This window comes from Pseudomonas sp. HD6422, from assembly GCF_025377065.1.
In the GTDB taxonomy this organism is placed as follows: domain Bacteria; phylum Pseudomonadota; class Gammaproteobacteria; order Pseudomonadales; family Pseudomonadaceae; genus Aquipseudomonas; species Aquipseudomonas putida_U.
This window is the reverse complement of the sequence record NZ_JAHWIW010000005.1, coordinates 43,386-69,960: the sequence shown is the minus strand read 5'-3', so window position 1 is coordinate 69,960 and position 26,575 is coordinate 43,386. Positions and strand designations below refer to the sequence as shown.

22 protein-coding genes, 1 tRNA gene and 1 pseudogene are annotated in these 26,575 nt (G+C 58.6%); 12 read left to right on the top strand and 12 right to left on the bottom strand.

What is annotated here, in order from left to right; all coding sequences use genetic code 11:
* Positions 1-581: 581 nt before the first annotated feature.
* Positions 582-1,163: pseudogene (locus KY379_RS04945) on the top strand (transposase); the annotation flags it as partial.
* 179 nt (positions 1,164-1,342) lie between these two features.
* Here the strand turns inward: KY379_RS04945 and pqqA are convergent.
* A complete protein-coding gene (gene pqqA / locus KY379_RS04940) occupies positions 1,343-1,414 on the bottom strand; it encodes a pyrroloquinoline quinone precursor peptide PqqA (protein ID WP_003253598.1) in 72 nt (23 codons plus the stop codon).
* 229 nt (positions 1,415-1,643) lie between these two features.
* On the opposite strand from pqqA, the gene KY379_RS04935 reads away from it, so the two are divergent.
* The 3 genes from KY379_RS04935 (at position 1,644) to KY379_RS04925 (ending at position 7,025) form a co-directional block, all read left to right on the top strand.
* A protein-coding gene (locus KY379_RS04935; RefSeq protein WP_261239346.1) for an IS3 family transposase occupies positions 1,644-2,800 on the top strand; the annotation gives its coding sequence in 2 pieces (ribosomal slippage) (positions 1,644-1,902 and positions 1,902-2,800; 1,158 coding nt in all).
* Positions 2,801-3,182: 382 nt separating this feature from the next.
* Complete coding sequence (locus KY379_RS04930; protein ID WP_054573694.1) at positions 3,183-5,618, top strand: membrane-bound PQQ-dependent dehydrogenase, glucose/quinate/shikimate family; 2,436 nt, start codon at positions 3,183-3,185, stop codon at positions 5,616-5,618.
* Between the two features lie 114 nt (positions 5,619-5,732).
* Positions 5,733-7,025, top strand: coding sequence for a carbohydrate porin (locus KY379_RS04925; RefSeq protein WP_054573695.1), 1,293 nt, complete (start codon positions 5,733-5,735; stop codon positions 7,023-7,025).
* A gap of 472 nt (positions 7,026-7,497) precedes the next feature.
* Here KY379_RS04925 and KY379_RS04920 read toward each other — a convergent pair whose 3' ends face one another.
* A complete protein-coding gene (locus tag KY379_RS04920; protein WP_253153040.1) occupies positions 7,498-8,037 on the bottom strand; it encodes a plasmid mobilization relaxosome protein MobC in 540 nt (179 codons plus the stop codon).
* 392 nt (positions 8,038-8,429) lie between these two features.
* Between KY379_RS04920 and virB5 the strand changes: the two genes are divergently transcribed.
* The 5 genes from virB5 to KY379_RS04895 all read left to right on the top strand — a co-directional run bounded on the left by virB5 (position 8,430) and on the right by KY379_RS04895 (position 11,499).
* On the top strand, positions 8,430-9,194 hold the full coding sequence (gene virB5 / locus KY379_RS04915) for a P-type DNA transfer protein VirB5 (RefSeq protein WP_054573696.1): 765 nt from the start codon (positions 8,430-8,432) through the stop codon (positions 9,192-9,194).
* A gap of 1 nt (position 9,195) precedes the next feature.
* The gene (locus KY379_RS04910) at positions 9,196-9,687 is read left to right on the top strand and encodes a hypothetical protein (protein ID WP_054573697.1); all 492 of its coding nucleotides are present in this window, start codon (positions 9,196-9,198) and stop codon (positions 9,685-9,687) included.
* Positions 9,684-9,938, top strand: a complete 255-nt coding sequence (locus tag KY379_RS04905) for an EexN family lipoprotein (protein ID WP_054573698.1) — start codon at positions 9,684-9,686, stop codon at positions 9,936-9,938. Before KY379_RS04910 ends, KY379_RS04905 begins: the two co-directional genes overlap by 4 nt.
* Positions 9,935-11,020: a type IV secretion system protein gene (locus tag KY379_RS04900; RefSeq protein ID WP_239688304.1), complete on the top strand. Its 1,086-nt coding sequence runs from the start codon at positions 9,935-9,937 to the stop codon at positions 11,018-11,020. The genes KY379_RS04905 and KY379_RS04900 overlap by 4 nt, the downstream gene beginning before the upstream one ends.
* Before the next feature lie 287 nt (positions 11,021-11,307).
* Complete coding sequence (locus KY379_RS04895) at positions 11,308-11,499, top strand: antitoxin VbhA family protein (protein ID WP_054573699.1); 192 nt, start codon at positions 11,308-11,310, stop codon at positions 11,497-11,499.
* 275 nt (positions 11,500-11,774) lie between these two features.
* Here KY379_RS04895 and KY379_RS04890 read toward each other — a convergent pair whose 3' ends face one another.
* The 8 genes from KY379_RS04890 to rpsU form a co-directional block, all read right to left on the bottom strand.
* Entirely contained in the window at positions 11,775-12,608 is an 834-nt protein-coding gene (locus KY379_RS04890) for a hypothetical protein (protein ID WP_054573700.1), read from the bottom strand.
* The gene (locus KY379_RS04885) at positions 12,605-12,841 is read right to left on the bottom strand and encodes a hypothetical protein (protein ID WP_054573701.1); all 237 of its coding nucleotides are present in this window, start codon (positions 12,839-12,841) and stop codon (positions 12,605-12,607) included. The genes KY379_RS04890 and KY379_RS04885 overlap by 4 nt, the downstream gene beginning before the upstream one ends.
* Before the next feature lie 238 nt (positions 12,842-13,079).
* On the bottom strand, positions 13,080-14,144 hold the full coding sequence (locus KY379_RS04880) for a tyrosine-type recombinase/integrase (RefSeq protein ID WP_004887790.1): 1,065 nt from the start codon (positions 14,142-14,144) through the stop codon (positions 13,080-13,082).
* Between the two features lie 126 nt (positions 14,145-14,270).
* Positions 14,271-14,347, bottom strand: a tRNA-Ile gene (locus tag KY379_RS04875).
* Positions 14,348-14,364: 17 nt separating this feature from the next.
* Positions 14,365-18,108: a bifunctional diguanylate cyclase/phosphodiesterase gene (locus KY379_RS04870; RefSeq protein WP_261239345.1), complete on the bottom strand. Its 3,744-nt coding sequence runs from the start codon at positions 18,106-18,108 to the stop codon at positions 14,365-14,367.
* A gap of 117 nt (positions 18,109-18,225) precedes the next feature.
* Positions 18,226-20,076 carry an RNA polymerase sigma factor RpoD gene (gene rpoD, locus KY379_RS04865; RefSeq protein ID WP_133327322.1) on the bottom strand — a complete coding sequence of 617 codons (1,851 nt, stop codon included), beginning with the start codon at positions 20,074-20,076 and terminating at the stop codon, positions 18,226-18,228.
* A gap of 67 nt (positions 20,077-20,143) precedes the next feature.
* Complete coding sequence (gene dnaG / locus KY379_RS04860) at positions 20,144-22,126, bottom strand: DNA primase (protein ID WP_133327320.1); 1,983 nt, start codon at positions 22,124-22,126, stop codon at positions 20,144-20,146.
* Positions 22,127-22,433: 307 nt separating this feature from the next.
* Complete coding sequence (gene rpsU, locus KY379_RS04855; RefSeq protein WP_003255575.1) at positions 22,434-22,649, bottom strand: 30S ribosomal protein S21; 216 nt, start codon at positions 22,647-22,649, stop codon at positions 22,434-22,436.
* Between the two features lie 205 nt (positions 22,650-22,854).
* On the opposite strand from rpsU, the gene tsaD reads away from it, so the two are divergent.
* A complete protein-coding gene (gene tsaD / locus KY379_RS04850; RefSeq protein ID WP_261239344.1) occupies positions 22,855-23,880 on the top strand; it encodes a tRNA (adenosine(37)-N6)-threonylcarbamoyltransferase complex transferase subunit TsaD in 1,026 nt (341 codons plus the stop codon).
* 15 nt (positions 23,881-23,895) lie between these two features.
* Here the strand turns inward: tsaD and plsY are convergent, their stop codons facing one another.
* Positions 23,896-24,465 carry a glycerol-3-phosphate 1-O-acyltransferase PlsY gene (plsY, locus tag KY379_RS04845; protein ID WP_133327316.1) on the bottom strand — a complete coding sequence of 190 codons (570 nt, stop codon included), beginning with the start codon at positions 24,463-24,465 and terminating at the stop codon, positions 23,896-23,898.
* A gap of 74 nt (positions 24,466-24,539) precedes the next feature.
* On the opposite strand from plsY, the gene folB reads away from it, so the two are divergent.
* On the top strand, positions 24,540-24,896 hold the full coding sequence (gene folB, locus KY379_RS04840) for a dihydroneopterin aldolase (protein ID WP_133327314.1): 357 nt from the start codon (positions 24,540-24,542) through the stop codon (positions 24,894-24,896).
* Complete coding sequence (folK, locus tag KY379_RS04835) at positions 24,887-25,396, top strand: 2-amino-4-hydroxy-6-hydroxymethyldihydropteridine diphosphokinase (RefSeq protein ID WP_196172036.1); 510 nt, start codon at positions 24,887-24,889, stop codon at positions 25,394-25,396. The genes folB and folK overlap by 10 nt, the downstream gene beginning before the upstream one ends.
* A 48-nt stretch (positions 25,397-25,444) precedes the next feature.
* Here folK and KY379_RS04830 read toward each other — a convergent pair whose 3' ends face one another.
* On the bottom strand, positions 25,445-26,551 hold the full coding sequence (locus KY379_RS04830) for a multifunctional CCA tRNA nucleotidyl transferase/2'3'-cyclic phosphodiesterase/2'nucleotidase/phosphatase (RefSeq protein WP_261239342.1): 1,107 nt from the start codon (positions 26,549-26,551) through the stop codon (positions 25,445-25,447).
* Between the last annotated feature and the right edge of the window lie 24 nt (positions 26,552-26,575).

Below are 26,575 nucleotides of genomic sequence, written 5' to 3'. Positions count from 1 at the left end.
GTTCCGGTAGCACATCTCGAAACGAGAAAAGCCGCGCAATTGCGCGGCTTTCAGATTGGTGGGCCCACACGGACTCGAACCGTGGACCAAAGGATTATGAGTTGCCCGGCCAACCGATATGCCTAGCGAAACCACTCAAAGCAGAGCGTAGGCTAGCATAGCTGGAGGCCATGTAACACTTGCCGTTGAGCGTAATTTAGAAAAGCTTGGCCAAGCTGGGCAATGTACCTTGGCTGTACTGTTTTTGCCGGTTACTCGGTATAGGTATGCGTTCCTGTAGATTCCACTGATCGCGTGCAGTGCCACCGTCTAGCAATCGAGCGGCATGCTTTCTGTTACCCGGCCGATGAATAGCAGCTGTGGCTTCTAACATTCGGCGATCCGGTTGGGAAATTGCACCTGACTTGACCAAGCGCTTGCATCCCACTTGACCACCTGTTTGCATTCGATTTGACCAAGGCATTTGCCTCGGATGTGACCAGCCCACGGTACGTCTTGACCGGCAGCTATCGACCCAGGCTGTGTGAAAACACCTGCGATTGTCTAACCTTCTGATCGTCGAGATCGTGGCGGGGACGATCATGAAGCGGTTCATTGAGGGTGAGGCCCGGACGCAAGTCACGCTGCTGCCGGAGTGCCTGGATGATTACATCACCGAAGAGAACCCTGTTCGGGTGGTTGACGTTTTCGTCGATGAACTCGACCTCGGAGTGCTCGGGTTCGAGGGTGTCGATCCGGCTGCAACGGGTCGTCCGGCCTACCATCCAGCAGTCCTGCTGAAAATCTACATCTATGGCTACCTCAACCGGATTCAGTCCAGCCGCCGGCTTGAGCGCGAGGCAGAGCGCAATGTTGAGCTGATGTGGTTAACGGGCCGGTTGGCTCCTGACTTCAAAACGATTGCCGACTTTCGCAGAGACAACGGCAAAGCCATTCGTAGCGTCTGCCGGCAATTCGTAGTGCTTTGCCGCTACCTCAATCTTTTCTCCCAGTCGATCATTGCCATCGACGGCAGCAAATTCAAAGCCGTAAATAACCGCGACCGCAACTTTACCCAGGGCAAGATCAAGGCGCGCATGCAGCAGATCGAGCAGAGCATTGACCGCTATCTTGCGGCGATGGATTCGGCGGATCGGGCAGCGCCCGAGGCGCCGAGACCAAGGCTGAACGGCTGGCGGAGCCCCTATTGAGGTACGTATCTGGCATCTCAGATGCGTTACATATGCCTTAAATGTTGGTTCTAGTTTTTTCTACAGGTCCTGAATGGCCGTCTTCTATTTCAGAAATATTTTCGAAAAAGGAAGATCCCCGGCAGGCCGAGGCGTGAAGTTGCATTAGAGATTTAGCGATTAGCAAAATACATAGTGACCTCAAAGCCAATGCGCAGGTCAGTGAATGCAGGTTTTGTCCACATAATATGGCTCCTTTTGGAAAAGTGGGGGTATGATCTCACCCCTATCAGTTGGGACTCATATAGATGGGGTCAAATAATCTTACAAGAAGACTGCCCGTCTAACTCTGTCGGTTTTGGAGAAAGTCTTTTGCAAGTAACGCAACAAATCAGGCTCATTGGAACGCTAGAGGTGATCTTGCCCAGTCCCAGTGGACACCCCGTTAAGCGATAAACTGCAACGAGGTGAATCATGGCAAGACAAGCAACCCCAATGAAGCAGACCCGCACCCGCCATTCCCAAGCCTACAAGGACGAAGCGCTGGCTTTGGCCGAGCGCATTGGCGTCAGCAAGGCTGCCGAACAGCTCGGCCTGCATGCTTCCCAGCTCTACGGCTGGCGGAGCAAGAAGCACCAGACTCAGGCCGGCAGCGAGCGCGAGCAGTCGCTGGCCGACGAGAATGCCCGACTCAAGCGGCTGTTGGCCGAGCACGCCGAGGGGCTGGCCATCGTAAAAAAGGCCGCCGCGTACTTTGCCAAGAGCCTCAAGTGAAGTACGCCTTCATGAGGACTCATACCGCGCATTTCTCGATCCAGGCCATGTGTCGCGTGTTGGGCGTTGCCCGCAGCGGTTACTACGCTTGGTGCTCTCGCAGGCCGTCAATGCGCCAGCGGCGAAGAGCCGAACTGGATCGGCAGGTCGCTCAGGCATACAGCGCATGCAAGGGCCGCAGCGGGGCTCCACGGCTGTGCCACGACCTGCGGGAAGCCGGCCTACCCTGCAATCGCAAGACGGTAGCCGCCTCGATGCAACGGCAAGGACTGCGTGCCAAGGCCGCCAAGAAGTTCAAGGCCACGACCAATTCTCAGCACTCCCAGCCAGTGGCAGAGAACTTGCTCAAGCAGGATTTCAAGGCATCTGCGCCAAATCAGAAATGGGTGGGTGACATCACCTACCTGCATACGGAGGAAGGCTGGCTGTATCTGGCAGTGGTCATCGATCTGTATTCACGGATGGTGATCGGCTGGGCCATGAACGAACGCATGACGGCCGACTTGGTTTGCGATGCCTTGCACATGGCGCTGTGGCGACGCAGGCAGCCTAATGACGTGATCGTGCATAGCGACCGCGGCAGCCAGTACTGCTCAGCGGCTTACCAGGAGCTGATCCGCGCCCATCACTTGCGATGCAGCATGAGCGCCAAAGGCAACTGCTACGACAATGCCTGTGCAGAGAGCTTCTTCCACAGCCTGAAGGTCGAGTGCATCCACGGCGAGCGCTTCACGAGCCGCGCCCAGATGCGTGAAACCGTGTTTGAATACGTCGAAACCGATTACAACCGCCAGCGGCGACACAGCACGCTGGGGCACATCAGCCCAGAGGCCTTCGAGGCCAGGATGTGTGCTTAAACCCGTGTCCACGGCTGCTGGGCAAGATCACTAGACTGATTGTTGCTGATTTGCAAACAATCTTTCTCAATCGTGTGGATGTATTTGGGCGGCTGTTTTGGATTATTCTTCTAGTAGCGTTAAGCTATAGGCTACGGGCTTTAATGCAGGGCTTATACCAAGCTTATAGATCTTTCGTGTCAGCAGGCTCACCTGATTTGTTCTACAGCTAGTAGCATTTAATCTGTATCGCTGACGCTTTACACGAGATCTACTGCTGGCGAAAACCTTCCCGAAGCTTTTGTTCGTATCACCTGCTAAAACCAGAAGCCACCCTTTCCTTGGCTCGGTTGCTCGCGCCCTGAGGGAACCGCTATGTACTCACCAATTGAGCTTACACACTATGACGGATGAAAATTGCAGCAACGCTGGGAGGCGCTCGTTAAGCGGTGCCGGGCGAATTCTTTTCTCGCTACTTGTAATGTGTGTAGCGCTGGCATTGATTTATGGCGGTGCCAAGCTTCTGGCCTTGGGCGGTTCAAGTTATTACTTGCTGGCAGGGCTGGCTTACGTCGTGCTGGCTGTACTCGCATTCTTGCGCAAGAAAATCAGTACTGTACTTTCCATTCTGATATTTCTTGCCACTTGCGTCTGGGCCTTCTACGAAGTTGGCCAGTTTAGTTACTGGCAACTGCTGCCTCGCCTGGTTGTTCCAGCCATCATCCTGACCCTGAGCCTGTGGGTCGGAGCTGCGCTACCCGATACCGCGTCGGGTACACGTCGAGCCGCCAATCGCGCCGGGTTTGCTGTGTTCCTGGCCTTGATCGCCACGTTCATCGCCGCCTTCTTCCCGCACGGCGGGATCTCCAACCCGATTGCAGCTGGTAGCCAGGCAATCCCGGATGCAACCGCCGAGGCCCCGGAGAACTGGGAGTTCTTCGGGCGCAACGCTTCGGGAACGCGCTTTGCCCCCTACACACAAATTACCCCAGAAAACGTCAAGGACCTGCAAGTTGCCTGGACCTACCGGACTGGCCGCAGAACCACTGGCCCAGGTGCCGGCGTTGACGAGAACACTCCGTTGCAGATCGGCAACGTGCTCTACTCATGCACCCCGGAAAACCTGATCACCGCGCTTGATGGCGACAGCGGCAAGCCGCTCTGGAAGTTCGATCCGCACGCCAAGAGCGCCGAGCACGTGACCTGTCGAGGTGTGGGCTATTACGACATCGACCGCGACGACAGCCTGAGCGCCGAGGCCAAGGCCTCCCATGCCAGCGAACAGCAATGTCGCCAGCGCATCCTGGTGTCGTCGGTGGATGCCCGCTTGTTTGCCCTGGACGCACACACTGGCAACTTGTGCCCCAACTTTGGCGAGCAAGGTTTCGTTGACCTCAAGAAAGGCATGGGACCAACGGAAGACAGCAAGCGCTACCACCCGACATCGCTGCCTGTCGTCATGGGCCACCTCACGGTGGTGGGCGGTTGGGTACGTGACATCGTGGCCGGCGAGCCTTCCGGTGCCGTACGTGCATTCGATGTGCTGACCGGTGCGCTGGTATGGGCGTGGGATGTCGGCGCGCCTGAAGGCACCGACACCGCAGCAGCTGACCATCAGTTCGCGCTGGAAACACCTAACGTATGGACTGTTCCTACCTACGATAAGGAATTGAACCTGGTCTATCTGCCAACCGGTAACGGCCCGCCTGACTATTGGGGTGGCGATCGTAATCAGGTGAAGGAGAAGTTCGGCACAGCGATTGTCGCGGTCGACGCGTCGACGGGTAAGGCGAAGTGGGTTTACCAGACTGTCCATCATGATGTCTGGGACTACGACCTGCCTTCGCAACCCGTGCTCTACGAAATGAACAATGCGCAAGGTGTGAAGACCCCGGTGCTGATTCAGACCACCAAGACCGGCAATATCTTCGTACTGGACCGTCGTACTGGTCAGCCCGTCACTGAGGTCCAGGAACGCCCCGTTCCCACCTCACCGGCTGCAGAAGGCGAACACCTTTCGCCAACCCAACCGTTCTCGACCGGCATGCCGGTGATTGGTGCGGACCCATTGACCGAGCAATCGATGTGGGGGGTATCCACCTTCGACCAACTCTACTGCCGCATCATGTTCAAGGACTCGGTATACGTCGGCCCGTTCACACCGCCCACCGAGAAGCCGTACATCGAATGGCCAGGGCTGTTGGGTGGCATGAACTGGGGTGGTATTTCCATCGATGAAAACACCGGCATGATGTTCGTCAACGACATGCGCATGCCGTTACGCATGTCGCTGGTAACCCAGGAAAACACCCGCAAGTACAAAGTCTCGACCGATGAAGTGCCTGGTTTCATGGGCACCATTCGCCCGCAGGTTGCAGGTATCTATGGCGGCGTGAAGATCGACATTCTCCAGTCACCGCTGGGCGTGCCATGCAATACCCCACCGTTTGGCAGCATGAGCGCGATCGACCTGAATACCCAGAAGCTGGTATGGCAGGTGCCACTGGGCACGGTTCAGGATACTGGCCCCCTGGGGATCAAGACGCATATGCAGATCCCGCTGGGTATGCCGACGCTGGGTGGCCCGACCTCGACGGCATCCGGCTTGGTGTTCTTCGCAGGCACTCAGGACTACTACCTGCGTGCACTCGACTCGAAAACCGGTAAGGAAGTCTGGAAGGCCCGCTTGCCAGTGGGCGCCGTGGCGGCCCCGCTGATCTACAAGTCGCCCACCACCGGCAAACAGTATGTGGTGATCTCCGCTGGTGGCATGAGCCATTCGCCAGATGTGGGCGACTACATCATCGCGTACGCGCTGCCTGACAGCAGCAAGCCGTAACGCTTCGTTGATGCCCTATGAAAAATCCCCGTTCGCGGGGATTTTTCTTTCCAGTCGGCCCTCTCGCAAGCCTGGGCTGTGCAACGATTTCTCACGCAAGGGAGCCTGCCCACCATGTCATTACCCCTCCGCACCGTGCTGGCCTGCAGCCTGTGCAGCGGCTTGTCCCTGTGTTTCCTGCCCCTGCCTTGCGCACTGGCAGGTACTTCCAGCCTGATGACGCAACCTACGCTCACTGGCAACTGGGGCGGACAGCGCCAGAAGCTGGAGGAGCAAGGTATAAAGCTGACGGGTGACTACACCTCGGAAACCCTTTCCAACCTGAATGGCGGCATCAAGCGCGGCACCCGCTATGCACAACAGATACGTCTGGGCGCGCAGTTTGACTTGAGCAAACTGCTCGACATTCCAGATGCCGGTCGTGTGCAAGTGCTGGTCAATGATCGTCGCGGCCACAGTGCCACCGAGGACCTGATTGGCAACCGCATGTCCGCGCAAGAAATCTATGGGGGCGAGTACACCCGGCTGACGGAGTTGAGTTACCAGCGCAATCTGTTCTCCCCCGACTTGTCCGCCAAGGTTGGCTACATGGTCATGGGCACCGAGTTCGGTGGCATGCCGATCCTGGCCAACTTTGTCAGCGCCGGCTTTTGTGCACACCCGCTGACCATGTCCAGCGGCAGTGGCTGGGGTAACTACCCGACAGCCCACTGGGGTGGCGAGTTGCGGTATGACGTCAACCCGTCGCTGACGCTGCAAACGGCGTTGTTCCAAGTCAACCCGGAGTACAACGCGCGCGTATCCAAAGCCTTCGCCATGCCCGCCAATGGCACGACGGGCGCCATCATGCCACTGGAGGCGATCATCAATAACGGCGCCTTCCTCAACGGCCAGTACAAGGTGGGCTGGTACTACGATACCTCCGATTACCCCAAGATTGGCGGCACCGGTAAAAGCAGCAGTCGTACAGGCGCTTACTTGCTGGTCGACCAGGCGATCTGGCGCGATGAGCAAGACCCGGCGAGTGCCCTACGGTTGTTCGGGCAAGCTGCCACCAGTAACGCTGCGACCTCACCCATGCGTCGCTGGTACTCCGTGGGCCTGGTTAGGCAAAAGCCGTTTGACAGCCGCCCGCAAGACTCCATTTCCTTTGGCTATGGCCGCGCCGTGATCAACCCGCGCGCCCGCGATTTGCAGGAAGCCGCTGCAGCCAGTGCAGAGCAATATGCAATGTTCAGTGGCCTGGATAGCGGGGAGCAAGTGCTGGAGCTGAACTACGGCGCGCAAGTGACCCCCTGGCTACTGCTGCGCCCCGATGTGCAGTACTACATCGAGCCTGGTGCATTCTTTGGTAAGCAAAGAGGAAACGCGCTGGCGGTTGGGTTTCAAATAAAAATGACGCTTTAACGGTTTGCCTTGGCTTGCTTGCTGGTTTGATTTTTAAAGTGATCGTGGAAGGCTTGTTTGTGCGCACTGGGCTTTCGGCGATCAGAGCAGGGGAGTCCCGATAGCAAAATTCGGAGCGTTCCAGGCATCGCCCCCAAGGGTGTCGGGAAGCTCACTACGTTCGAAGGATCGGATGACGAAACGGGAACAATACGGGGAAGATTTGTGCCCTGAAACAGAAATGGCCTACGTCGATTAGACGTAAGCCATTGATTTTTTTGTGGGCCCATATGGACTCGAACCGTGGACCTTTGCCAGTTCACCGACTTCAGCTGGAAGCTCTAAATTCAAATCAAGCATATATTCCTCCGTGATGATGAAAGGGACAGGCAGATAAATTTATCAACATTCTCCCTTGGCGGTGTGTGCTTAACTATCGCCCCTACACCGTCAATGGCGCGCGTAATGCTAGTGGTCAAGTTGGGTGAACAAGCTAATCAAGGCTCCAGCGCTCTAGGCTCGCCCGGATAGCTCGACTAACTCTGGTGGTATGGTTGTCAATTAGGTACCTAAGAGCGTCTATCCGTTCTACTGTCACCGGCTCGTAACGCCCCTCATTCAAAGCCCTGGAAATTTGATTTAAGTTTCTCCCTAAAGCAAGCAGCTGATAATTAGACTCACCTAGCTGATCGATCTCTGACATTGAAAATTGTGGTTCGTGAGTCAAGCCCACACGAATGGCATCTACAATCCAGCGTCTCATAGAGCACCTCTCGGCTTGTGAACGTTGTGCAATAGCAGCTTTCTCTGATTTAGTCAGAAGTATTTCGAAGCGTTGCTTTCGCTCTTTGAATTGCTCGTTTTGTCGATAGATTTTCGGTGTCGTGCTGACATCCGCGTTAGCTAGCTGATGTTCGATTGCCTCTTTAAGCGCAGCCCCTGGTGTTTTACCTCGTACATCACAATAGGCGACCCAGCGCGCCTTTAGATCTGCCCCCAGGTGGACGTTCATAGCTCGGTTGGGCTTTCGCATAACGACCTCTCACACGCTGCAAGGTATCTCTTGAAAACTGTGTGCGCACACTTTACCGGCGATTAGCCTATCCTGCAGTAGTCCTTCGTAGCAATCGAGATTTCGTCATGACGAAGAATTTGGGATGTATGGCACTTTCAGATAGTGCGCCAAAGTGAGATAATAGATATTGCCAAAGTACAGTGCTTTGGTTTAATTGCATGAATGCTGTAATCGTCTCGCTGATGCTTAATGCATTATGGGCGCGGCCCTTAAAAGACGGGGCCTACACCGGGTAAGACTGGCGCATAGTCACCCCAAGAACGGTACATCCGTGCTGGGTGCGATTCCTAAACAGATCGACAGGTCGGACAGACGGCCCAGTGTTCACCATGTCCAATGGAGAGGTGACTATGGGTCTGTTCAAGCGTCTCGCCTACAAAGGCGTCCGGCCATTTAGTTTCGCGACAACGCTCGCGTTGATGCTCGGCTCGCAGCAGGGATACGCGCAAATCCCTGTAACCGTTACTACCCAAGTGACGGATTCCCCCATGACTGTTGCAGAGTTCGCATCTAACACGACTCGCTGGGCACAGCAGGTTCAGCAGATGACATCTCAGATTGATCAGATGAAGCAGCAGTACGGTGCGCTCACAGGGTCGCGTGGACTCGGTCGAGTATTCGATGACCCGCAGCTGCGAGATTATCTGCCACAAGATTGGCAGGCTGTGTATGACGCAGTGAAGCGTGGCGGCTATTTAGGCCTAAATGGTCGTGCTGGTTCGATCTATGCGGATAACAAGGTGTTCGATGCTTGCGGAAGCCTGGTTCAGGATCAGCAGCGCGATGCTTGCCGAGCACAGGCGGTGAAGCCTTCGCAAGATAAAGCGTTTGCGCTGGAAGCCTATGACCAGGCCGAAGCCCGACTACGCCAGATTGACCAGCTCATGGGGCAGATCAATCAAACGCAAGATCCCAAAGGGATCGCAGAGCTGCAAGGTCGCATCGCGGCAGAGCAAGCGATGATCCAGAACGAGCAGACCAAATTGCAGATGTTCCAAATGGTCGCTGAGGCTGAGGGCAAGATCCAGGAGCAGCGACAACGGGAATTGAATGCCCAGGTGCTCGACAAGAGAGGCTACAAGAATCGCGAAGTGCTGAACCTGGGAGGCAACTGAAATGATCTCGTACGCTCATATCCTCCCCTTGGTCGTGTGCTTCTTCATCCTCACTTCCTTACGACGATTCTGGATTTGTATTGGCCGGTTCGGGGCTTTGAAAGAGGTGTCACGACGTGCACCCGAGTTGTTTCAGAGCGATCTCCTGGCAGCGTCGGCCGCGATCATGCCTTTTGTGCTCGCGTTTGCGGATTGGTTGCAGATAGTGCCGCCCCGAGCAACTGGGCCAATCTCGTCAACGCTCGCCGTTTTGATCTCGTTCGCATGTGCACTGGGTTCGTCGCTATTGATTTCGAGGTCTGAATACCGCATCGCGGGTAGTTGGGCAGGGACAAGGGAAAGCGCGTTGAGAACGCTTGCAGCACTCGAGATTATCAACGCTGCTGAGCTGGCCTATTCCCTGAAATTTGCTGGGGAATTCCGCACGGAGGCGGAGCATGTGCTGCCTCGCGAAGTGAATGGGGCGGATCAGAATCGGGAGGGCCGGAAATGACAGCCTATCGTTTCTCAATTGTCGCTTTGTTCCTGCTCACGGGCTGCGGGGCGGATGAATCGGTCCATTCTGTCGATTGGTACAAAGCCCACAGTTCGGAAAGGGATATCCGTATAGCGGAGTGTGAGCGACATGCCGGGACTCTGGCCCTTACGCCGAACTGCGTTAATGCCAAGCAAGCCAGGAATGAGCAGCAGCTTGATCAGCGCGGCTATCGGAAGCGTGAAATGCTGAATCTGGAGGGGCAATGACCATGGAGTCCAATATCTACGAATGGATAGGTGGCTCAGTCGACGCGGTGTTGAATAGCTACGTTCAGCTGATGGCACATAGTGTCATTGATGACTTCTCGGGCTTGTTCGTTGTCGGCGGTGGCCTGTTTTTCATGACCCTGGGCCTTTTGTCGGTCGGTGGGTTCATCGAGCATCCCCTTCCACATCTCTTTAAGCTGATGCTGAAGTGGGTGTTTATCGGCGCACTGGCACTCAATGCTGATACGTACCTTGGTTGGGTGGTGGAAGCGATTCACGGCCTTGAGGCTGGCTTGGCAGATGCATTTTCGCCAAACGGCGACGGTGTAGCTGCGACATCGGTCTATCAGGTGATTGATAGAGCTATGACCGACGGCTTGGATATCTTTTCTGATCTCATTGCTCGTGCAGGGAGGCGTGGGATTACCGAAATAGGCATGATTCTTTATGACGGGGTCATCGCTGGAACGATGCTCTTTGCAACATTCCTGATCACGCTACCCGCTGGAGCGATGATCATTACAGCGAAGGTACTTTTAGCGTTTTTGCTTGGGTGCGGTCCGTTGTTCATTGCAATGCTGCTGTTCGGCCAGATGACCAGCAAGTGGTTCGATCAATGGTTCGCCCAGGTGATGACCTATGTCATTCAGTGTGCTGCTGTCACGTCAGTGCTGACGCTTGGGATGAAATTCTTTTCGGTAATGTTGGCAGATGTGCAGCCCACTGCTGGAAACGGCCCAGCGACCGACATGTTGGAGATCCTCGCGTTGAGCGGGATCGTGCTCTACATGGTTTATCAGGCTTACTCTTTAGGAGGTCAGCTTGCAGGTGGTTTGTCGTCCAGTGCGATCACATTGCGGCAGATGGCGCAGGCGGCGTTGAATCCAGCCAAGGCGGTCTTCAACACAGTTAATCCGATGTCAACGCGCCGTGATCTGCAGTCGGGCATGATGACCACTGCAAGAGGCTTAAATCATGTGATCGCAGGGAACAGCGTTTGGAATCCCGCCTACCGGCAGCACGTCATGCAGAACCTGGGCAAGAACTGGGGTAGGGCGAGAGGAGGGAAAGTCGGCAGTTAAAGGTCTATTGGTGCCGTGGAGCATGCTGCGCGCCCTGGCGGGCTTACCCAAAGGGGCTCTGCCCCTCTGGACTTCCCGCCCTCGCCGGTAGCAGGGGCCGCTGGGAAAGGCATCCAGCAGCCCCCGCATATAGGATTGGAGGTGCGCAGCGTCAAGGGTTCGCTTCGCCGTCATCCTCGCCCGGTCCCGTTTCACGGGCTGCGGCCTCCGGTGACGCCCTTGACACTCGTTGATCTGTTCAGCGCTGAAATTGTCTTGTTTTAGTCACCGACACGAAGGGAAAGCCCGTGAATACTTCGGAGAGCATCATCGTCACGAATGCTGAGCGGGAGCGGCGTCGGAAGGCTGTCGAGTATGCGTGCGTGTCAATCGGGCTTGAGGGCTTTGTATTGAGCGCTGAAGAAAAGCGACGCGCTCAAGCTTTTGTGGACGGGGAGCTCACCTTGGCCGAATTTGTTTCAGCCAGCATTCACGAATAGCTGGAGGCTGGGTCAAGGGCATCACCGCAAGCCGCAGCGGAGCGCAGCCCGGAGGGCGAGCACCGAACGGGTGAGGATGATGGGCGTAGCCGTACCCTTGATGCAGCTGTAAGCGACCAAGCCTAGCGACAGGGGGAGGAACAAGGCGAAGCCGCCGGACCTGCCCCTGCCGCCCGTCCGGCAAGGATAGGACGCGGGATGCAACCGAAGGGGTTGCCCAAGCGGAGCGCGGAGATGAACGGCGAATAATGGCGAGGTTTCACAGCGCTTCGCTCCTACGCTTGTGGCTGCTGATATTTTCTATTCAGAACTGCAGCTATGTGCTTTGGCATGCCGGAGATGTTTGCATCCGCAACCGATCTCGTCTTGATCACCCGCTTCGTTTTGCGGGGCTGGTCTGGCAATGACGAATTCTGCTTATTTGCCATAGCGCGTGCAATCGTGGGCGAGAACTTACCTTCTCTGTAGCGTTTGAGAACTGCTTTGAACCATCTGTTAGGTGCTTTAACTCTGCCCGCTTCCAGATTGCCTGCTAGCTCATCAAGAAGCATCTGAGCGGCTTGTTGGTCCACGTCTATCAACAATGGCTCAATGAGGCTCCGCTCTGTGGCGGCCAGTGTTGGCCATGCGAGCGTATGCTTCGGTGAAGTCTCGCTGGTGTTAGGTTTTGTTCTAGTTTCTTTTATATTGGTATGGTTTGTATTGTTTTCTCTTTTTATTGGTATATCCCCCTGGGGGCCAGGGGATGGTTTCCCGGGCAGTGGCTCACCATGGCATGACCGACCACCCCCTGGTTTTTGGGGGGATGGTTCACTGGGGTTATACGTGACAAAATTCTCCCAGATGATCTTCCCGGATTCATTCTGGAATCGCTCCTGCTTGAAGTAGCCTAGCGCCCGTAGCTCCTTGCTTGTAGCGCTCCATTGCTGCTCGCTGAGGCCGAATTTTCCACGTATGTGGCCGACCCTAAGCTCCCAGCCTTCGTTCTGACCCAGCATCCAAGACAAGATCACGCGCGCACGCCAGCTCAGTCTGCTCTCGGTTAGGACGCTTGCTGGAACAATGCAGTAGGGCGGCTTTTTAACTTTGAAGGTTTGATCCGTGCTCATGGGATTGCACTTCCACGCTCCCCGTCGAGCGACAATACCTCCTTGACCTGGAGGGTGCGGAAATAAACTCGCCGGCCGATCTTGAGCATCGTAGGTTTGAGTCTTTTAGAGATTTCGGTGTTTGAGTAAAGGGCCACTCTGACTCCTTCTGGCGATCGGCCTAATATCGCGGCAATGTCTACGATGCTCATTAGTGGGCCAAAGCGCTCAAGCAAATATTGTTCGGTCGTCATTGTCAATCAACCATAGTTGCTAATAGTTAGGCGTATCTTTGGGTAGTGAAGCGCAGTCGTCAAATGGCTACGCCTCGGTTTTCAACCAAGGCGTATTAGTTTGGATTAAAGACTTTGTTGGTTTGTGGTTGCCAAAATATATGGTTTTGGTTAATTGGCAGACGTGGAAAAGCTAATGTATATAGGGGTTTTCCTGAAATCTATTGTCGGCGAATATGTAATAGAAATTATTTTTTGCCTATTTTTTAGCTTTCAAGCTATCAAGCCTCACCACCAGGTCCTCCGCGCGAAGATGCGTATATCGTTTCAACATCTGCATTGACTTGTGGCCGCTGATGCTAGAAACCTCTTGGTCTGAAAGCCCACCTTCAACCAATCGGCTGACTGCCTCATGGCGAAGGTCGTGGAAGCGGAAATCTGGCATGCCCAGCTTAGATTTGAGCAATCCCCAGATTTTCGTGAAGGCATAAGGGCGCCGCTTCCCGTCCTTTCCAGGTTCACCAAAAAAGATCAAATCGCAATCGATGGGGCGCACAGGGTTTTGAAGCGCTGCTTGGAATGTTGCTGCAGCGAGCTTGCTAAGTGGCACAGTCCGGGCGCTGTCGTTCTTCGTTACCAGAAGGCGTGCTACGCGCTTTTTGACATCGACCTGATGCCGACGTAGCCCTGTGATTTCAGACGATCGCATACCCGTTTCCAAGGCGATGCTGACGATCCATCCGAGCATAGGGTTGCTGTGTTTGTTTACCTCTTTCAGCAAGCGACGTTCCTCGTCTGCTGTAAGCCGACGATTTCGGCCTTCACCTGGGCTCGGTTTCCGAATGTTGAGCACAGGGTTGTATGTGAGTCCGAGGCCCCATTCCTGAATTGCGACAGTGAATAGGTGGCTGAGGAGGGCAAGCTCTAGCCGCACGGTGTTATTGCTGGTGGGTTGGCCGCGGTTGGTCAGGGAGCCCAGGCGTGTATCGCGATAGTTGGCAATAACCTCGGATGACAGAGCCGCCAGCGAGTATTTGCCCAGGTGCTTGATCAACTGCTGAGCCTTGGTCGCCTCGGCCTTCTGCGTGGTGGGCTTCTTGGTAGGGCTGACTTCGCGCAGATACCGCTGCAGCGCATTTTCGAGTGTCAGTCGCTCGGAACCGCTGCGTTGGATATACACACCCCGCACCATTTCATCTTCGGTGCGTCGTGACCAATCCTCGGCGTCACGTTTGGTGCGGAAGGTTTTGGCGTTGGTCGGCCATCCGGTCTTGCGGATGACGGCCTTCCAGGTGCCGGCAGGGGTTTTGACGATTGTGGCCATCTGAAGGACTCCAAAGGCGTGCAAGCGAAGCCGCACTGTACCTAATTTGTACCTTCGGACCATAGGACTGATCCGGCTGCCACAAACCCAGAAAGCTGAAAGCCGCGTAATACGCGGCTTCAAGGTTGGTGGGCCCACACGGACTCGAACCGTGGACCAAAGGATTATGAGTCCTCTGCTCTAACCAACTGAGCTATAGGCCCTCAGGAGGTGGAGGCGATTATAACGAGGGTTTTGAACGGGTGCCATCCGAAAGATCGGACAGTGCTATACGAAGAAAGGATGCAGCGAACTCATCTGCCGGCAGCGGCAGGCTGACGATGTAGCCCTGGATCTGCTCGCAGCCCTCCTGGGCCAGGAAGCGCTGCTGCGCCTGGTTCTCCACGCCTTCGGCGATGATGGTCAATTGCATACTGCGGCCCAGAGCGATGATCGCCCGGGCGATGGCGGCATCGTGGGTGTCGTCGGGCAGGCCGCGGATGAACGACTTGTCGATCTTGAGGATATCCAGGGGCAGTCGCTTGAGGTAGCTGAGCGATGAGTATCCCGTGCCGAAGTCGTCGATCGCCAGCTGTACGCCCAGCTCCTTGAGCTGATGCAGGACTGCCAGCGCTTCTTCGGCTTGACTCATGATGAAGTTCTCGGTGATCTCCAGTTGCAGGTCGCCGGCTTGGAGCTGGTAGTGCTTGAGCAGGTGTTCGATGCGCTTGGCAAGGTTGGGGTGGCGCAGTTGTGCGCCAGCAAGGTTGATCGAAAGCGGGCCGAAACTTTGGTAACGCTTCTTCCAGCGAGACATCTGCTTGCAAGCTTGTTCCAGTACCCAATCGCCCAGTTGCAGGATGGTGCCGTTCTCTTCGGCCAGATGGATGAAATGCTCAGGGGGCACTTCGCCGAGGGTCGGGTGGCACCAACGGATCAAGGCTTCGGCACCGACCAGTTGCTGGGTTTTCAGGCTGAGCTTGGGTTGATAGCACAGGCTCATTTCGTTGCGTTCGATGGCGCGGCGCAGTTCGTGCTCCAGGGCGATGCGTTCGCTGGCTTGGGCGGTAAGGTCGCGGGTGTAGGCTTCGACGCGGTTGCGGCCCTTGGCCTTGGAGCGGTACATGGCGGCATCGGCGTTGCGGATCAGCGAGGCGACGTCGGTGCCGTCCTGGGGGTAGAGGCTGATGCCAATGCTGGCACTGGTGAAGAACTCATGTTCGCCAGCCTCGAACGGGGCGTTGAAGCAGGCCAGCAGCTTATTGGCGATGGCGCTCGCATCGCTGGGCCTGTGCAGCCCGGGCAGCAGGATGATGAACTCGTCGCCACCCAGTCGGGCCACGGTGTCGACGTCGCGCACCTGCTCCTTCAAGCGCTGGGCGATACCCTTGAGCAACAGGTCGCCGACCGGGTGCCCGAGGCTGTCGTTGATGTGCTTGAAGCGGTCGAGGTCGAGAAACAGCACCGCGCCCTGGCGACTCGACACTTGGGGGCAGGTGAGCACGGTCTGCAAGCGGCTTTCGAACAGGGCGCGGTTGGGCAGGCCGGTCAGCGGGTCGTGGTGGGCCTGGTAGTCGAGCTTGGCTTGAGCGTGCTTGAGGCTGGAAATGTCGGCGAATACGGCAACGAAGTGGGTGATTTCGCGCTCTTGATTACGGACCGCGCTGATGGTCAGCCAACCGGGGTATAGCTCGCCGTTCTTGCGTTTGTTGTAGATTTCGCCTTGCCAGTGGCCCTCGGCGGTCAGTTGGTGCCACATCGCGGCATAGAAGGCGCTGTCGTGCTGGCCTGAGGCGAGCAGGCGAGGAGTCTGGCCGAGAGCCTCGATCTCGCTGTAGCCGGTGATCTCGCTGAAGGCTCGGTTGACCGCACTGATGCGTTGGTCGATGTCGGTGATCAAAACTCCTTCGGCAGTGTTCTCGAACACGGTGGCAGCCAGTTGGAGCTTTTCCTGCATCAGGTGGCGTTCGGTGATGTCGCGGGCGATGGTCAGCATGCAGTCGATGCCGCCGATCGGCAGAGGCCGTGCGGAGAGCTCGCACAGGCGGATCTGCCCGTCGCTGCGCCGCAGGTGGCAACTGAAATCACGGACGAAGCCATCGCGGGTCAATTGCTCGATCAGGCGCTTGCGCTCGTTGAGGTCCACCCAGATTCCCAGGTCGAAAGAGGTCTGGTCGATGGACGGGTTGAGGTCGTAGCCGGTCAGGCGGCAGAAGCCCTCGTTCACTTCCATCAACAGGCCGTCGCTCTGGCGTGACAGCAGCAGGCCATCGGGTGAGGCGTGGAAGGCCTTGGCGAATTTCTCCTCGGAGGTTTGCAGTTGTTCCTGGGTTTCCTTGAGCTGGCTGATGTCACGCACCGCTACGACGAGTGCCGGGATGCCATCGAGTTCGAAGGTTTCAGCCGAGGTCAGGCCGGTGAACAACTGGCCATTGCTGCGCCGAAACGTCATCTCGAGGTTACGGATGCCGCCCTGGTGCAGACGTTCGAGCAATGCCGGGCCGCTGCCACTGACGCCCCACAGGCCCAGTTGGGTCGCGGTGCGCCCGATCACCTGGGTGGGACTCAGGCCGATCTGCTCTTCAAAGGCTTCGTTGACCTCCAGCAGCACGCCGTCGCTGTGCCGGGCGATCAGCAGAATGTCCGGGCATTGCTGGAACACCGAAGCGAACTTCTGCTCCGACAGGCGCAAGGCATCTTCGGTGCGCTTGGTTTCGCTGATGTCGATCATCAAGCCACGCATCACCGGGCGATGACCGTGTTCGATCATGCTGACGATGTTACGCACCCACAACGCTTGGCCGTCGGCACGGATCACCCGGTAATCGAGGCTGTGGTCACGGCCGGCAGCAGTTTCACTTTCACAGTAGGCCTGGGCCCACAGGGCATCCTCGGGGTGCAGGATACTGCGCCAGAAACCCGGGTTGAGCCAGCTCTGGATTGGGTAGCCAAGCAGGTCCTCGGCGTGCGGCGAGACATAGCTGTAGGTGAAGTCGTTGGCGTCTGCCTCCCAGGCGATGGCCGACAGGCTTTCGATCAGACTGCGGTAGTGGTACTCGCTGCTGCGCAGTTCCTGCTCCAGGGATATGCGGCGGGAGATCTCCGAGCTCAGGCGACGGTTGATGCGCATGACCGCAGCGAGCATGGCCAGCAGTACCAGTACGGCGGGCAGGCCATACAGCACCAGGTCGTGCCAGAGCGCTCGTTTATCCACCACATTGCCCACCCAGCGCTGCTGGATCGCGCTGATCTCTTTGTCGCCAAGATCGGCGATTGCTTTGTCGAGGATGCCGACCAGTATCGGGTTGTCCCGAGGGGTGGCCATGGCCAGCTGGTAGCGATAAGGCGTCTCGCCGCTCACGTACAAACCGTCGAGCTTGAGCTGGCGCAAGCTCCAGATGCTCGAGGCGAGATCGCCGACCACTGCGTCCACCGCATCGGTAGCCAACGCTTGCAGCGTCGAGCTGACATTGGGCATGGCCACCAGATTGAGATCAGGGTGCTGGGCGCGCAGCAGCTCGTGGGGGGCGTAATTCTCAACCACGGCCACTTTCAGGCCATACAGGTCGTTCAGTGTGCGAGGTTCCGCGCCGCCCTCGTGGGCGAGGATGACGATGGGAAAGTCCAGGTAGGGGCGGGTGAAGGACAGGTAGGCCTGGCGTTCGGGGGTCGACATGATACCTGGCAACAGGTCGATACGCTGGTTGCGCGCCAGTTCCAGCACTTCGGTCCAGCTTTTCGGCTCCACCGGCGTGAGCGAAACGCCCAGGCGTTCCTGTAGCAAGGCGATGTAATCGGCGGCCAATCCCTGGTATCGGCCCTCCTGATCGCGAAACTCGAACGGAGGCCAGGAGGCATCGACGCCCAGGCTCACCCGCGGATGCGCCGCGAGCCAGGCTTTTTCCTCGTCGGTCAGGGTCAGGGCGCCGGCCGTTGTGTTCCACAGAAGCAGGATCAGCAACAGTATGGCCGGCATCGGCGGCATATCAGCCTCGCGTTCAGGTGGTCTGAAATCGAGTGTAGTCGCGCATCGGCCCCTGCGTCGGGGCGAAATCGCCCTGTCGCGGAAAAGAAAAACCCCGGCCTGGGCCGGGGTTCGTCATCACTCGTCGAGGAAAGATCGCAGGTGCTCGCTGCGCGTCGGGTGGCGCAGTTTGCGCAACGCCTTCGCCTCGATCTGACGGATCCGCTCACGGGTCACGTCGAACTGCTTGCCCACCTCTTCGAGGGTGTGGTCGGTGTTCATGTCGATGCCGAAACGCATGCGCAGCACTTTGGCTTCACGTGCGGTCAGGCCCGAAAGCACGTCACGGGTGGCTTCCTTGAGGCTTTCGACCGTGGCCACGTCGATCGGAGACTGCATGGTCGAGTCCTCGATGAAGTCACCCAGATGCGAATCTTCGTCGTCACCGATCGGGGTTTCCATGGAGATCGGCTCTTTGGCGATCTTCAGTACCTTGCGGATCTTGTCCTCAGGCATTTCCATGCGTTCACCCAGCTCTTCCGGGGTCGGTTCACGGCCCATTTCCTGCAACATCTGCCGGGAAATACGGTTGAGCTTGTTGATCGTCTCGATCATGTGCACCGGAATCCGGATGGTGCGAGCCTGGTCGGCGATCGAACGGGTGATCGCCTGGCGGATCCACCAGGTGGCATAGGTCGAGAACTTGTAACCACGACGGTATTCGAACTTGTCCACCGCCTTCATCAGACCGATGTTGCCTTCCTGGATCAGATCGAGGAATTGCAGGCCACGGTTGGTGTATTTCTTGGCGATGGAGATCACCAGACGCAGGTTCGCCTCGACCATTTCTTTCTTGGCGCGGCGAGCCTTGGCTTCGCCGATGGACATGCGACGGTTGATTTCCTTGATCTCGGCGACGGTCAGGCCGGTCTCGGTCTCGAGGTCGATCAGCTTCTGCTGGCAGGCGACGATGGCAGCGTCCTTTTCACCCAGGGCGGCAGCCCACTTGGTGTTGCGCTTGGCCAGATCGCTGCTCCAGGTCTGATCGGTCTCGTTGCTCGGGAACAGACGCAAGAAGTCGGCACGGGGCATGCGGGCGTCACGTACGCACAGCTGCATGATCGCACGCTCTTGCTGGCGCAGACGGCTCAGGGCATCGCGGACACGCTCGACCAGCACCTCGAACTGCTTGGGCACCAGCTTGATCGGCATGAACAGATCAGCCAGGGCCTGCAGGGCCTCGATGCTTTCCTTGGCGTCACGACCGCTCTTCTTCAGGACTTTGGTAGTAGCCTGAAGCTGATCGGCGACGGCGCCGAAGCGCTGGGCTGCGACGACCGGGTCAGGACCGCTTTCGGTCTCTTCTTCGTCGTCACTGCCGTCGCTCTCTTCTTCATCGTCGTCCGACTCTTCCTTGGCCGCAGGGGCCTTGGCGCCTGGGACAGGCACTTCGTCGGTTGGGGCGGCGATGTTGTCGTCAGGGTCGATGTAGCCGCTGAGAACATCCGACAGGCGGCCACCCTCGGTGGTGACGCGGTCGTATTCGCCGAGGATATAGTCGACAGTTCCGGGGAAATGGGCGATTGCGCCCATGACTTCACGGATGCCTTCCTCGATACGCTTGGCGATTTCGATCTCGCCTTCGCGGGTCAGCAGTTCGACGGTACCCATTTCACGCATGTACATGCGCACCGGGTCGGTCGTGCGGCCGATATCGGTCTCAACTGCCGCCAACGCAGCAGCGGCTTCTTCGGCCGCGGCTTCGTCGGTGTCGGCTTCCGCCAACAGAAGGGCATCCGCATCCGGAGCACTCTCGAATACGTTGATCCCCATGTCGTTGATCATGCGGATGATGTCTTCCACCTGTTCCGGATCTGAAATATCCTCAGGCAGGTGGTCGTTGACCTCCGCGTAAGTCAGGTAGCCCTGCTCACGACCGCGGGTGATCAACTCTTTGATACGAGACTGCTGTTGCGCTTTTCCGGACATAACACCCTATCCACTGAAGGTCTTGGCGGGCAAAAAACAAGCCGAGGATTATACCCGAGCATGGGCCTCACGCGCCAGATGAGGTCGGCGTTTGTGCGGGAACATTCCGGCTCAGCAGGGCGAGGAGCTGGGATTTTTCCTCGCTGGTCAATTCGCTTTGACGTGATTTCCTGAGCAGTTGTTCCAGGCTGCGCTCGCGTTGGCGGGCGGACAAGCTAGTTATGGTGTCGAAAAACTGTTGTTCAAGGTTGTCCGCGACGATCAGCCATTCCTTTTCCGCCAAGGCCCGCAACAGGCGGCCTTGCTCGGTGCCGTGCCAACGTGCGATCAACTGCATAGAGCTTAGACCAGGATTTTTCTGTGCGGCCTCGATCAGCGCCACCAGCAACTGGCTGTACAGGTGTTCTTCGTCGGCGAAATGACTGGCATCCTCGACCTTGCCGGCCAGCAGCGGGTGGTGCAGCAGGGTGCGCAGCGCGGCCAGGGTCGGCGGCTCCACGGGGGCCGGCACCCGTGGCGGGGCTTCGTCACGTTGCTGCCAAGGCTTGCCGCCCTTGCGGCCCTTGTCCCAGGGCTTGTCGCTCCAGGGCTTCTTACCGCTACCCTGTTTGGGTTTCCACTGTTGCTCCTGCTGCATCGGCGCGTAGTCCGGCTGCGGCATGTCGCCGTAGTCGGGGGTGTAGCTGGCCATGGCATCGTAGTCATACCCGGGGTCGTAGTCCGGCACGCTGCTGGTGGCCGGGACCTGCTGCGCCAGTTGTTCGACCTGCTGGGGATCGAGGCCGGTGATTTCCTTCAGGCGATTGCGCATCAGCTGACGCAGGTTGGCGCCGGGAATCTTTTCGATCAACGGTGCTGCCAAGGTCGCCATGTGCGCCTTGCCTTCCAGTGAGCGCGGGTCTGCTTCGGCGCTCAATTGCTCGAAGAAGTAGTCGGCCAGCGGCTGGGCATGCTGGTTGATGCGGGCTCTGAAAGCGTCGGTACCTTCGGCGCGCACCAGGCTGTCCGGGTCCTCGCCTTCGGGCAGGAACAGAAAGCGCGCGCGGCGGCCATCCTGCAGGGTCGACAGGGTCGACTCCAGGGCGCGCCAGGCGGCTTTGCGTCCGGCCTGGTCGCCGTCGAAACAGAACAATACGTTGGGTACCACGCGGAACAGGCGTTTGAGATGCTCCTCGCTGGTGGCCGTGCCGAGCGTGGCCACTGCATTGCGCAGGCCCTGCTGGGCGAGGGCGATGACATCCATATAGCCCTCGACCACGATGATCTCGTCGAGGTTGCGGTTATTCTTGCGTGCTTCATACAGCCCGTACAGTTCCTGGCCCTTGTGGAACACCGGGGTTTCGGGGCTGTTCAGGTACTTGGGCTTGTCGTCGCCCAGGACCCGACCGCCAAAGGCGATGACGCGCCCGCGGCTGTCGCGGATGGGGAACATGACGCGGTCGCGGAAGCGGTCGTAGCGTTTGCCGCTCTCGGCGTTCTCGATCAGCAGGCCGGCATCGATCATCACCTTTTGTTGCAAGCTGTCGGCACCCAGGTGCTTGAGCAGGTTGTCCCAGCCCGGTGGGGCGAAGCCGAGGCTGAAGTCGCGGGCGATTTCTCCGGACAGGCCGCGGCCTTTGAGGTAGTCGACCGCGGATTTACGGGTCGGGTGGCTGCGCAATGCCTGGCGGTAGAACTCCGCGGCTGCTTCGAGCAACGGATACAGCGGCGAATCGGTCGGCTGGCGCGGCTTCTGATTGCGCCGCCCCTCTTCGCGAGGCACTTCCATGCCGGCGGCGCGTGCCAGTTCCTCGACCGCCTGGGGGAAGTCCAGGTTGTCGTGGTCCATGACGAAGCCGAGGGCATTGCCGCCAGCGCCGCAGCCGAAGCAGTAGTAGAACTGCTTGTCGGGGCTGACCGTGAAGGAGGGGGTCTTCTCCTTGTGGAACGGACAGCAGGCGGAGTAGTTCTTGCCGGTCTTTTTCAGCTGGACGCGCGAACTCACCACGTCGACGATGTCGAGGCGGTTGATCAGGTCATCGATGAAGCTTTGGGGAATCAGCCCGGCCATGGCAGTCTCGTCATCTGGCAACTGGCAAGTCTAAACGCTAACGCGAAGGTAGGGGCGAGTGCTGCAACTGGGAAGTGCGAGGGGGTGTGTGCTCGTCGCCAGCCGCAAGGGCTCGTCAGACAGGACGTGCACGACTGGTCTGGGACCAGCTCTGACGTTTCAGGCGTTTGCTCCTTTGCTGGTGCAGAAGCACTGGCAAGAAGCGCCTTGGGCTAGCTGCTCAAGGTTTGAAGCGTTTTGAAGCAACCGCTGCCATCGGCCCGGCGCTGAGCCGGGCTGGGCAGAAGCTTTGCGTAGAACGTCTGTATTAGTACAGACGAACGGCGCGGCGCTGTTCGCGCTGAACTTTCTTGGCGTGACGCTTAACAGCTGCAGCTGCTTTGCGCTTACGCTCGGCGGTCGGCTTCTCGTAAAACTCGCGGCTACGAACTTCAGCCAGTACACCGGCTTTTTCGCAGGAGCGCTTGAAACGACGCAGAGCTACGTCGAAGGGTTCGTTCTCTTTAACTTTGACGGCTGGCATCCAGGGCTACCTTAATTCATTACCGGGGTAGACGTGCTCCTGGCAAAACAAAAGGTGTGCTGGAGAACGTCGGTTTTCAAGGGTTGCGGATGTTAACCCTTAGCACGCCGGAATGCAAAGCCTCTGATCGAAAACCGCTGGTCGGCACCCGGCACGGGGACTATCATGCGCGGCTTCGAATTCAGCCCCCACAAGGGACGAGCCCATGCTAGTACTGGGATTGGAAACATCCTGCGACGAAACCGGCGTCGCATTATACGACACTGAGCGCGGTCTGTTGGCCGACGCGCTGTTCAGCCAGATCGACCTGCACCGCGTGTTCGGCGGGGTAGTGCCCGAACTCGCCTCGCGCGATCACGTCAAGCGCATGCTGCCGTTGATCCGCCAGGTGCTGGACGAGGCCGGCTGCGTCGCCACCGAGATCGACGCCATCGCCTATACGGCCGGCCCCGGGCTGGTCGGGGCGTTGTTGGTGGGCGCCTCGTGCGCCCAGGCGCTAGCCTTTGCCTGGGATATCCCGGCCATCGGTGTGCACCACATGGAAGGTCACCTGCTGGCACCGATGCTGGAGGAAAATCCACCCGAGTTTCCGTTCGTCGCTTTGTTGGTGTCGGGCGGTCATACCCAGCTGGTGCGCGTCGACGGCATCGGCCAGTACGAGCTGCTCGGCGAGAGCCTGGACGACGCTGCAGGCGAAGCCTTCGACAAGACCGCCAAGCTGATCGGCCTGAATTATCCTGGCGGGCCGGAAATCGCTCGCCTGGCCGAGCACGGGGTCCCGGGACGATTCGTGTTCCCGCGTCCGATGACCGATCGCCCGGGCCTGGAATTCAGCTTCAGCGGCCTCAAGACCTTTGCGTTGAACACCTGGCAACAGTGCCGAAATGCTGGCGACGACAGCGAGCAAACCCGTTGCGACCTGTCCCTGGCGTTCCAGCAGGCGGTGGTGGAGACTCTGACCATCAAGTGCAAGCGTGCCCTCAAGCAGACCGGCCTCAAGCGCCTGGTGATCGCGGGTGGCGTCAGCGCCAACAAAGCCCTGCGCGCGTCGCTGGAAGACATGCTGGGCAGTATCAAGGGCAACGTGTATTACGCCCGCCCGCAGTTCTGTACCGATAACGGCGCGATGATCGCGTATGCCGGTTGCCAGCGGCTGTTGGCCGGGCAGCGCCAGGATCTCGCGATCAGCGTGCAGGCGCGTTGGCCGATGGAGCAACTGCCGCCGGTATGAGGGGCCACGGGCGCGTCAGAAATGCCTTTCGCGCCCGGCGAACAGATCGCGCAGGTTGTTGCGATGGCGCCAGACGATCATCACGGTGAGCACGGCGATCGGTAACAGGGCTTCAGGTTGACGCCATGCCAGCAGTGGCAGGGTCAACGGCGTTGCGACCAATGCGGCGAGGGAGCTGGTGCGGGTCAGATAGAAGGTCAGCAGCCAGGCGCCGATGGCCAACAGGGCGGCCGGGAAGTACAGGCCCATGAGCATGCCGGCGGCGGTGGCGACGCCCTTGCCGCCCTTGAAGCGGAAATACAGCGGGAACAGGTGACCGAGCACCGCGCAGACGCCGATCCAAGCCTGTTCCTGGAGGTCGAGGCCGGCAGCGCGAGCGAGCAGAACGGGCATCAGCCCCTTGCACAGGTCGCCAAGCAGGGTCAGGATCGCCAATTTGCGGCCTGCCAGACGTAGCATGTTGGTGGCGCCGGCATTGCCCGAACCGCTGGAACGCGGGTCCGGGCTGCCCGAAAGGCGGCTGAGGACGATGGCGAAGGACAGCGAGCCGAGCAGGTAGGCGAGCAGCGCCAATAACCAAAACATGCTAACTATTCCGGGCGAGGACGCCCTGATTCTAACGGCGCCCGTCGCCCTTGTCGTGCTGTGGAGAGAAGTGCTTGGACAGAGTGTTCATCGAAGGCCTGGAAGTCGATACCGTCATCGGTGCCTATGACTGGGAGCGGGATATTCGCCAGTGCCTGCGCCTGGACCTGAGCTTCGCCTGGGATAACCGCCCGGCGGCGGCCGGTGACGACTTGAACCTGGCATTGGACTATGCCAGCGTTTCGGCGCGGATCCAGGCATTCGCCGAGCAGGCCCGCTTCGAGTTGGTGGAAACCTTCGCCGAGCGCCTGGTCGCGGTACTGATGGCTGAATTCCAGATTCCCTGGGTGCGGCTGAAGCTGACCAAGCCAGGCGCCGTGCCTGCGGCCCGTGGTGGTGTTGGCGTGGAGATCGAGCGCGGATGTCTCTGAGCACGGTTTACCTGGGCCTTGGCAGCAATATCGATCGCCATGCGCACTTGTCTGCAGGGCTCGATGCGCTGGCGACGATTCTGGGCGACATGCGTTGCTCTCCCGCGTTCGAGAGCCAGGCGGTGGGGATCAAGAGCGGGCCGTTCATCAACTTCGTGGTGACCGGTACTACCGAACTGCCTTTGATCGAGCTGGATCGCCGGCTGAAGTTCATCGAGGCCGACAATGGCCGTTATGCGCCGGACCGCAAGGGGTTGCCGCTGGACATCGACGTACTTATGTATGACGACCTGCATGGCACGTTCGACGGACTGGTACTGCCTCGAGCCGAAATTCTGAAGAATGCCTTCGTGCTGTGGCCGTTATCGCTACTGGCGCCCGAGCTGGTGCATCCAGGCGTGGGCAAGAGCATGGCGCAGTTGTGGCAGGAAGCACGGATCGACCAGGTGCTGGCACCCGTTGCCTTCGAATGGAATGGGCTGCAGCTGACGCCTGATTGAGTCTGTGCCGTCCTCTTCGCGGGCTTGCCCGCGAAGAGGACGGTAGCCTCAATCGAGTTTGTAGGTCTCGAGTGCTTCCAGCCGCTGCGCCTTGAGCGCCTCGCCCAGCGCTTGGCCGGTCAGTCCGGCCTCTAGCAGCGGTTTGACGTCTACCGCTCGGGCTACCGCTGCAGCTTTGCGTAGATACGCTGCCTGTGGATAAATGGAGTCATCGATCCGCCGCGCCGCCATCTCGCATGCCGCCAGAAAGTCCTCGAAGCGTTGCGGCCGTCGGTACACATCGAATTTCTGCAGCATCTGCAACAGGTCTGCAGGGGCCAACGTCAGGGCGTCGTCGGCCCGGTCGGCGAATTCCGCCACCAGTACGGCCATTTCCTGGCATTCCCTTGGCGCCTTGAAACGTTGGTTGAGCGCCTTGATGGCCGCTGGCTCCAGCCCGCGCAGCAAGCAGGCCCAGCGTACATGTATCGGTTGCTTGTGCAGAGCCGCCTGCTGCAGTGCAGGCAGAGTGTCGATGTCGCGCTCCAGCTCCGGCATCAACTCTGGCAGGGCGCCGCAGGCACTCAGTACCTGGATGAACACCTGGGGCTGGTCTTCCATCAAGGCACGCTCGATTTCCTTCCAACTGCGCTCGGCGGTCAGCGCCTGCAGCTCACCCGAGGCGCTGATCTGGCGCATCAGTTCCAGCGTTTCGTCCGCGACCTGAAAACCCAGGGGCGCATAGCGGGCAGCGAAGCGGGCGACACGCAGCACCCGCAAGGGATCTTCGGCGAACGCGGGGGAAACATGACGTAAAAGGCGCTGACTAAGGTCTTCTTGGCCATGGTAGGGGTCGTGAATCACGCCCTGTTCGTCCTCGGCCATGGCATTGATCGTCAGGTCGCGGCGAATCAGGTCCTGTTCCAGGGTCACATCCGGGCTGGCATGGAAGGTGAACCCGCCATAACCCCGGCCACTCTTGCGCTCGGTCCGGGCCAGGGCGTATTCCTCGCCTGTCTGCGGATGCAGGAAAACCGGAAAGTCAGCGCCTACCGGGCGATAGCCCTTGGCGTGCATTTCCTCGACGGTAGCGCCGACCACCAGCCAATCTATATCGCTGACCGGGCGCCCCAGCAGACGGTCGCGCACTGCGCCGCCAACTTTGTAGATATGCATGTGCAGCCTCCATTACTGCCGACA

Bases quoted from the DNA above. Each gene is read 5' to 3' on its own strand.
- rpoD (WP_133327322.1), bottom strand. From the start codon at position 20,076: ATGTCCGGAAAAGCGCAACAGCAGTCTCGTATCAAAGAGTTGATCACC.
- KY379_RS04925 (WP_054573695.1), top strand. From the start codon at position 5,733: ATGTCATTACCCCTCCGCACCGTGCTGGCCTGCAGCCTGTGCAGCGGC.
- KY379_RS04890 (WP_054573700.1), bottom strand. From the start codon at position 12,608: ATGAGCACGGATCAAACCTTCAAAGTTAAAAAGCCGCCCTACTGCATT.
- KY379_RS04880 (WP_004887790.1), bottom strand. From the start codon at position 14,144: ATGGCCACAATCGTCAAAACCCCTGCCGGCACCTGGAAGGCCGTCATC.
- KY379_RS04830 (WP_261239342.1), bottom strand. From the start codon at position 26,551: ATGCATATCTACAAAGTTGGCGGCGCAGTGCGCGACCGTCTGCTGGGG.
- folK (WP_196172036.1), top strand. From the start codon at position 24,887: ATGTCTCTGAGCACGGTTTACCTGGGCCTTGGCAGCAATATCGATCGC.
- KY379_RS04900 (WP_239688304.1), top strand. From the start codon at position 9,935: ATGACCATGGAGTCCAATATCTACGAATGGATAGGTGGCTCAGTCGAC.
- KY379_RS04905 (WP_054573698.1), top strand. From the start codon at position 9,684: ATGACAGCCTATCGTTTCTCAATTGTCGCTTTGTTCCTGCTCACGGGC.
- virB5 (WP_054573696.1), top strand. From the start codon at position 8,430: ATGGGTCTGTTCAAGCGTCTCGCCTACAAAGGCGTCCGGCCATTTAGT.
- dnaG (WP_133327320.1), bottom strand. From the start codon at position 22,126: ATGGCCGGGCTGATTCCCCAAAGCTTCATCGATGACCTGATCAACCGC.
- KY379_RS04870 (WP_261239345.1), bottom strand. From the start codon at position 18,108: ATGCCGCCGATGCCGGCCATACTGTTGCTGATCCTGCTTCTGTGGAAC.
- plsY (WP_133327316.1), bottom strand. From the start codon at position 24,465: ATGTTTTGGTTATTGGCGCTGCTCGCCTACCTGCTCGGCTCGCTGTCC.
- KY379_RS04885 (WP_054573701.1), bottom strand. From the start codon at position 12,841: ATGACGACCGAACAATATTTGCTTGAGCGCTTTGGCCCACTAATGAGC.
- tsaD (WP_261239344.1), top strand. From the start codon at position 22,855: ATGCTAGTACTGGGATTGGAAACATCCTGCGACGAAACCGGCGTCGCA.
- rpsU (WP_003255575.1), bottom strand. From the start codon at position 22,649: ATGCCAGCCGTCAAAGTTAAAGAGAACGAACCCTTCGACGTAGCTCTG.
- KY379_RS04920 (WP_253153040.1), bottom strand. From the start codon at position 8,037: ATGCGAAAGCCCAACCGAGCTATGAACGTCCACCTGGGGGCAGATCTA.
- KY379_RS04910 (WP_054573697.1), top strand. From the start codon at position 9,196: ATGATCTCGTACGCTCATATCCTCCCCTTGGTCGTGTGCTTCTTCATC.
- KY379_RS04930 (WP_054573694.1), top strand. From the start codon at position 3,183: ATGACGGATGAAAATTGCAGCAACGCTGGGAGGCGCTCGTTAAGCGGT.